A 7,151-nucleotide genomic window follows, 5' to 3' on the forward strand; every position below is an offset into this window, starting at 1 on the left:
CCACCGGCTGATCCGGCCTGACTCCGAGTGCGATCAGATGATGGGCCAGCCGGTTGGCCCGCGCGTTGAGCTCGCCATAGCTCAGTCTCTCGTTCTCGTGGACCACCGCCACCGCCTCCGGCGCCTTCTGCACCTGCGCCTCGAACAGCTCATGGATGCACCGCTCCGACGGATACGCCGCTGCCGTCCGGTTCAGATCCTCCAGCAGATACGTGCGTTCGTCGTCCGGGAGAATGTTGATGCGGCCGACCGGCTGCCCCGCATCGGCCATCACACCATTTAACAAAGTCTGCAAATGCTGTGTCATGCGGCCGATCTGCCTCGGCGCTAATCGACTGGCATCAAAATGCCAGCGGAAGCGCCCATTCAGAGCGCAAACTTCAAAAGTCAGCAAATCGCCGCATAGGGCCCGGCCAGCTCCGTGACTCGTCATCAGATCGCCAGCCACCGAAGAGCTCTCTGTCGTGAGTGTGATGCCAATCGGCCAGGGTCGGTGCGAGCGCAGCGCCTCCACACCTCGCAAGACCGTGCAACGCCCGATAAGATCGCGGGCAAAGCTACCGTGCGCCCTCAGCTGGACGAATTCGGCAGCTACGGTTTTGCGCACTTCTTCAAAATCATTGGCAAGCTCAATGGTCACTTCCATCGGCACGACAGAGGAGATCAACACTTCCATCGCTTTGGAGGCAGTTTGCGGTCCATACAACGCAGGCGTCCATCCCAGCTGAAGCTCTGTTTCTCCCGTGATGCGGGCGAGATAGATCAGCCAAGCCGTTGCCAGGTATTCCGAGCGATCGAGTGGGGACAGTTTAGCCAAAGCACTTGGACTGAACCACGAACTCGACTGCCATCCGGGCGGTGCCGCAGCCACGGACGATGACAGGAAAGGAGGATGCAATGTTCTAAACTGTTCGAGCCGCTGTCGCCAAAAATCCTCCAGAGGCGCCAGCAATTCATGGGTGGCAGTTATGCTCCGCGCCTGTTCATCGCTCAAGATCGGAAGGCGACTACCTTCATCCACATTGAAGTGCCTGGCGAGGGCTCGCGCGTCCAGCATCTGCCCATCGAGTTCGCCAAAATAAACATCGACATCCTCGGTGCCCGTCGCCACACGCCAATGGCTCGAGTGGACTTCGAGCAGGGACCCCGCCGGACTACTCGAGCTTCGAGCCAACACGTCCAAGTTGCTGACTTTGACAGCCTGATCGCCCAGGAGAGCTTTGGGCAGACACATTGGATTTAGTTGATGTGGCCCAAAGCGTAGGGCTCGTGTCATCGCCGATATCTCTTGCGCGGATTGATCCCATCGCAGACAGCCTGCGGAATCGGGGCGTCGATGTCTCGGAAAGTAGCTTCTGTCCAGCACTGCCTGCGGATAGGCCAAAAGCTTCCCGTTCTTGACGCCAGCTAAGAGCTCGCGGAAGCCCTCGATCGCGGCTTCATTGCATTTAAGATTCAGGGTCAGTGCCGTATCGGTGGGCGCAATCAACACCTGGCGCTGAACCACGACGTCACCGCTATCAACACCGTCATCGATCCAATGCCACGTGATGGCATATTCGGTCTCTTGCGCCAGCAGCGCCCAGGACGTAACGTGCACTCCCGCATATCGTGGCAATGGACCGTCGTGGTAATTAAATGCACCTCGACGAACCCCCTCCAATAGATCCGCCGGCAATATGAATGGATTGGCAACTGAGAAGATCAAATCTACCGGCGCATCCTTCAAAAAAGAAGCGAGCTCTTCAACGCTTGCGATGGACGGGATGTTCGAGCGAACAGCCCAATCGCGGAATACGCCGTCAGCACACAATGCTGCAGCAATGACGTGGCCCATCTGAATTGCGAGCTGCACGCATCTGATAGCGAGCGTACCACTGCCGACAACGACGGTAGAGGAGATCGACCGCGCTTCAGGTAGCCCGTCCTGATCGCCCGGTTGGCAGACGCTTCCGCGCGCCGGAGATACCCGATATGACATCTTCACCGCTCCTGCAGTCCATCCATCAAGCTGGGCATTGCCACCATGGGCATCGCGCCACGAAGCGACTCAAATCAGCCGCACTGGTTCGAATTTGCGCGACATAACCGTGCCGCGGTCACCTGCGCAATACGCGGGTATTGGCGGTGCCGAAACTCTTGCGCGCCGCCCTCCAGATATCGCCTGCGGCAGAATCGCTGCCGCCGCCTTAGCCTGGTCTGAGTTTCCGGTGAGCGAGAACATCGAACAACTTCTCATCAGTTAATGCGCCTTTATGGAGAAGACCATGCATGTATCGTGCCAAAGCAGGAATCGTTGTTTGTCAGTGTGCTATGGCATTGCGAGCCCGGATTTGTGTTGGCGTGTGCCGATGGCGGCGACAATATGATCGCTTCTGCAGAACTGCCAGTCACTCAACAAACCGTTTCGAAGAGGCGTGCGCGCGCTTCGTGGCTCATCGTCTGGATGGCGTGCTCGATGCGCCTCGTCCTGGTGCGCCGAGGACGATCGAGGGTTCGCATGTCGACGCGGTCATTGCGAAGACGCTGGAGTCCATGTCTGCCGGTGTGAGGCATTAGAGTACGCGCACGATCGCGCGCGAGATGAGCCTCTCGCAGACCGCACTGCCGCGAATCTGCCATGCATTCGGCCTCTAACCACATCGCCAGGAGACGTTCAAGCTCTCAAGCGATCCCTTGTTTGCCGACAAGGTGCGCGATATGGTCGGTCTGTATCTCGATCCGCCGTTGAAGGCCATGGTGCTGCGTGGATGAGAAAAGCCAAACCCAGACGCTCAATCGCACGCAGCCCATGCTGCCGCTCGCGCTGGGACAGCGCGACGGGCGAGATAATCGGCGAGTTGCATAGGCGTCACCGCAGCAGCGAATTTGTGCAGTTCCTGCGCCCGATCGCCGCCAAGTTGCCTTCCGAGCTGGACGTGCATCTCGTGATGGACAACTACGGCACGCATAAGACGTCCTCGAAAGAGCTGGTTTGCTCCACATCCGCGCGTTCATGTGCACTTCAATCCAACTTCTGCTTCTTGCCGTAACTAAGTCGAACGCTGATTCGTCACAGTCACCGAGAAGCACCTTCGACGCGGCGTCCATCGCTCGACACGCCAGCTCGAAGACGCGATTCGCCATTACTCGATGTCTATAATGCGAGTCCCCGTCCATTCACCTGGACCAAGTCGGCCGACGAAATTTTGGCAGGCCTCGAACGCTTTTGCGCCCGAAACCAAAAGGTATCGGAATGACTGCCATGAACATCGACGCCGTCGCAATTGACGAAGCAGTCCTCACCCTTTTTTATCTGACGCTTCATGGTCAAGACCGGGCAGGGAAAAACTTCGGTTGCGACTGTCCTAAACCGGTTGTACGAACGAGGCACGATTGGCAATCGCGGTCAACAAGACGAAGTCCGTTGTGCTCACCGACGAGGGCCTGCGCGAATTCGAGCGACTCTTCAAGCAACACTTCATCCGGTCTAGCAGCGAAGACGATAATCAAACAAAGTTCTAACTCAAGACACTAGCCCTAATTCTGCTATGTCACTTATCCGACCTCGCCCGACATCGTACCAATCCAGCGCGCTATCAATCGGCCTAAGAGGCGGTAACAAAATGAGTTCCTCAGCTTTCGCCAGCAGATGATGCAGCAGGCGATTTTCATAAAGGCTTCGTGGATGAATGCAAGACGTTCGAAGCGGATGCGCAGTCGTCGCAAGTTATGAAGCCACGAAATGGTGCGCTCGACCACCCAGCGTGTTTTGCCCAGTCCGCTGCCGTGGGGCTCGCCGCGTCGGGCGATTTCAGTCGCGATGCCGGCTGCGTATAGCGGACGGCGGTATTTGTCGTGATCGTAGCCCCGGTCGCCTTGAACAATGCGGGGCTTCGAAAGCGGCCGGCCACGCTTGCCAGCAATGGGTGGGATGGCGTCAACCAGTGGGTGAAGCTGGGTAACATCGTTACGGTTGGCGCCCGTGAGAATTACCGCGAGCGGGATGCCCTGCGCTTCGGTGATGAGGTGGTGTTTTGAACCGGGTCGCGCCCGGCCCGTGGGATTCGGTCCCGTTTTTGACCTGCGCCCACGGCGCGGATCGAGGAGGAATCGACGACGACACGGGACCAGTCAATCTGGTCAGCCGCGCGCAGCCTGGCGAGCAGGACTTCATGCAGTCGGTCCCAGACGCCAGCAGCCTGCCAGTCCCGCAGACGGCGCCAGCAACTCATGCCGCTGCCGCAGCCCATCTCGCGTGGCAGCAGGTCCCAGCGCAGACCTGTCTGCAGGATGAACAGGATGCCAGTGAGCAGCGCACGATCATCGAGCGGCTTGCGCCCAGGATGACGGCTTCGCCTTGGTTTGGGAGGGGGCAGTAACGGTTCGATGAGTGCCCAAAGTTCGTCGTCGAGTATGGGTTTAGCCATGTCCTTTTCGTCGTCGAAACAATGAAAAGGTTGACAGGATTCATCGAGAGTAAACAGCCCCTTTGTTCATTGTGTTAAGGTTTCTAAGGCTTCTGGTATTTCGCCTGGTGTGTTCGGGGCAAAAACCGCGGAGCGCGGAACGTCAAACTGATTAATCCGACCAGCCCGCACCGCCTTTTCGGTGGTGGTTCTATCGAAATTCCGATAATGCGTGATTGAGGCCGGCTCTCGCAGAGTACGCCTAGAGGACGTCCTCGTTGACCGGAGTCGCATCCAGCGCCTGCGGAGTAGTCGGCGCGCTGGCGCATTCCGGTGGCTCGAATACTTTGACGATTCGCCAACTCCGCAGGGCGTTGAACCGCCCCCGGGTTTGCCGGAGGCTCCAAATCCTGAGAGGATGGAGCCATGACAAGTTTTCACCCGAGGTTCGAGCCCGTAAGGTTCGGATGGTTCTCAATCACGCCAACGAGCATCCGTCGCGGTGTGCGGCGGAACCTCAATTGCGGCCAATGGGTCGATTGACCAACAACCGACGGCTCCTGGAGTCCATCGCAAACATTCCCGCGGCCGAGGCCGGAGACGCCATGCCGGACAACCAAGCATGGCCGCATAACTCAACCAAATGGCCACCTAGACAAGCCCGGGGGGCGGTTCACGTTGCTTAATATGCCGAGCCTGTCGGGTCGTTGAGGTTGTGGCACTCGGTTCCGTTGAGAGGCGGGTTGAAGATACTAACGAGGATCATGTCCTTGTCCCGTCCCCCGCGCAGAAGATGCTTGTCATGTTTGTCAAGCACATACATGTCGCCCTTGCGAAGGACGAAGACATTACCCTCCATGTCCTCTACCTCGCCCTCTCCGGCGATGCAGTAGCAAGCTTCGAGATGGTTACGGTATTGGAGAAACGAGACCGTGTTAGCGCGCACTACGGTGTGGCAAAGGCTAAAGCCCATGCCGTCCTTAGCCGTAAGGAGGCGGTGGCTAGTACCATTTCCCCAATCGACGAAGTGATCGGTCGCTTCAACATCGTTCAGGCTACGCACAATCATATTGTTTGATCCCAAGAATAGAGTGCAAGTCATTATTGTGGAAGCGCGGAGGGCATTGTTCTGACCTAGAAGCGCGGCTTCCGCGCGCCCCCGAAGCGCAAAGCCAAGGTATGGCTTTGCACGGGGCAGGCAGGCAAGAAGCTGCCAAGCCATGTTTCCACTGCCATCGCTCCATTTCTTAACACGGCACCGTCCTGACCTGGCCGGGGAGCGGCAGCCCAATCTTGACAACCCAATCATGAGGTGAGAGACCTCGCCACAATACGCGCGCGGCGGCCATGGCAGCATCAGGGTTGATCGAGCAAGTTTCATCTGAGCTCATGTCATCTGAACTGTTAGGAGTGGTTTGCTAGATTGTTATGGTCAACGGCCCCCCTTTCAAGCAACCGATGTGCCAGCGACTTTCTGAAAACACTCCTTAGAAAACGATGCGCCTCCCGCCGCGCTAGTTGGCATCGTGTCGTCACGTTTGCGACATCAATGTCTTAAACGAGACAGAGCGCAAGACAGGACCTCGGTGAGTAAATGGCGACGATCGCCGGAAAAGTGCAATCTCCCCGAGAGGCGCAGACAATCTCAAGGTCAATGGTGGTCTTTCGGTTGTGTACACCTTGCCAAATTAAACGCACAAAATTACTAGGGAACCCGCCGGACCGTAAGCGGCCAGCAAACCCGTCTTGACGAATTGAGCTAAGCGACCGCAACTGTCGGCTGCCAGCGATGAGGCAGCAATGTTGCGACGTCGCTGGCCCTGTGGGTCGGCAATCGCGTGAGGACGTCCTTCAGATAGGCGTGCGGTTCGTGCCCATTGAGTTGTGCTGAGCGCAACAGGCTCATGATGGCGGCAGCGCGTTGGCCCGCTCGGAGTGAGCCAGCGAACAGCCAGTTGGCCCTGCCGATAGCCCACGGACGTATTTGGTTTTCGACCCAGTTGTTGTCTATGGGCACATGTCCGTCGTCGAGATAGCGCGTCAGCGCTTCCCAGCGTTTAAGGCTGTAATCCAGCGCTTTCGCAATCGCTGAACCTTCCGAAACCAGCTTGCGCTGCGCCACCATCCATTCATGAAGTGCGTCGCACACCGGTTTGGCCCGGTGAGCTTCCCCTGAAATTTCGCCTTCCAGCAGGTCGTGTGTGAACTCGACCCAAAGGAAGGAAAGAAGAGATGTTCAAGGTACCAAAACAGGCGTACACGCCGGAGTTCCGGGCGGCGGCCGTGCAACGAGTCAAGGACGGGCAAGGCGTAGGCGCAGTGGCCCGCGAGTTGGGCGTGTCGGAGCAGACGCTGCGCAACTGGGTGAAGGCCGAGCAGGCCGGCAAACTGAACGGTCCCGGAGCGAAGGTGGTCACGCCCGAGCAGATGGAGCTCTCGCGGTTACGCGCCGAGAACAAGCGCCTGTGTCTGGCGTCAACTAGAACTGCCGTCGGCGACAACTAAAATTGCCGCCCTATGCCGTCGCTGCGGCTGACGCTGTCGGCTTCGCACCGGCAGCTTTTGCGCGATAGCTCTCGACACCCATCAAGTCGAGGACGACGCTGTGGTGCACTACGCGATCGATCGCCGCAAGCGTGGTCATCGGGTCTTTAAAGATGCGTTCCCATTCCGAGAACACGAGATTTGTGGTGATGACGATGCTCTTTCGCTCGTAGCGCTCGGCGAGCAACGTGAACAACACCTCCATTTCATCGCGGTCGT

5 protein-coding genes and 3 pseudogenes are annotated in these 7,151 nt (G+C 58.0%); 3 read left to right on the forward strand and 5 right to left on the reverse strand.

Annotated elements, in window-relative coordinates; genetic code table 11:
* A partial coding sequence (locus GCT19_RS40670) for a formyltransferase family protein (RefSeq protein ID WP_152854997.1) occupies positions 1-1,981 on the reverse strand: 1,981 nt, incomplete at its 3' end.
* A gap of 769 nt (positions 1,982-2,750) precedes the next feature.
* Between GCT19_RS40670 and GCT19_RS45165 the strand changes: the two genes are divergently transcribed.
* Positions 2,751-3,032: a hypothetical protein gene (locus GCT19_RS45165; protein WP_456299587.1), complete on the forward strand. Its 282-nt coding sequence runs from the start codon at positions 2,751-2,753 to the stop codon at positions 3,030-3,032.
* 212 nt (positions 3,033-3,244) lie between these two features.
* Positions 3,245-3,504, forward strand: a pseudogene (locus GCT19_RS44170) (DUF6429 family protein).
* Positions 3,505-3,537: 33 nt separating this feature from the next.
* Here the strand turns inward: GCT19_RS44170 and GCT19_RS40685 are convergent.
* The 3 genes and pseudogenes from GCT19_RS40685 to GCT19_RS40695 all read right to left on the reverse strand — a co-directional run.
* A protein-coding gene (locus tag GCT19_RS40685; protein WP_152854998.1) for an IS5 family transposase occupies positions 3,538-4,409 on the reverse strand; the annotation gives its coding sequence in 2 pieces (ribosomal slippage) (positions 3,538-4,058 and positions 4,058-4,409; 873 coding nt in all).
* Positions 4,410-5,070: 661 nt separating this feature from the next.
* Positions 5,071-5,769 carry an ectoine synthase gene (locus GCT19_RS44735; RefSeq protein ID WP_311548617.1) on the reverse strand — a complete coding sequence of 233 codons (699 nt, stop codon included), beginning with the start codon at positions 5,767-5,769 and terminating at the stop codon, positions 5,071-5,073.
* Between the two features lie 378 nt (positions 5,770-6,147).
* Positions 6,148-6,546 (reverse strand): annotated as a pseudogene (locus GCT19_RS40695) (IS66 family transposase); the annotation flags it as partial.
* 74 nt (positions 6,547-6,620) lie between these two features.
* On the opposite strand from GCT19_RS40695, the pseudogene GCT19_RS40700 reads away from it, so the two are divergent.
* Positions 6,621-6,854: pseudogene (locus GCT19_RS40700) on the forward strand (transposase); the annotation flags it as partial.
* A 49-nt stretch (positions 6,855-6,903) separates the two neighbouring features.
* On the opposite strand, the gene GCT19_RS40705 reads toward GCT19_RS40700, so the two are convergent.
* A partial coding sequence (locus GCT19_RS40705; protein WP_193727519.1) for an ATP-binding protein occupies positions 6,904-7,151 on the reverse strand: 248 nt, incomplete at its 5' end.

This window comes from Paraburkholderia atlantica (assembly GCF_009362785.1).
GTDB classification, from domain to species: domain Bacteria; phylum Pseudomonadota; class Gammaproteobacteria; order Burkholderiales; family Burkholderiaceae; genus Paraburkholderia; species Paraburkholderia atlantica.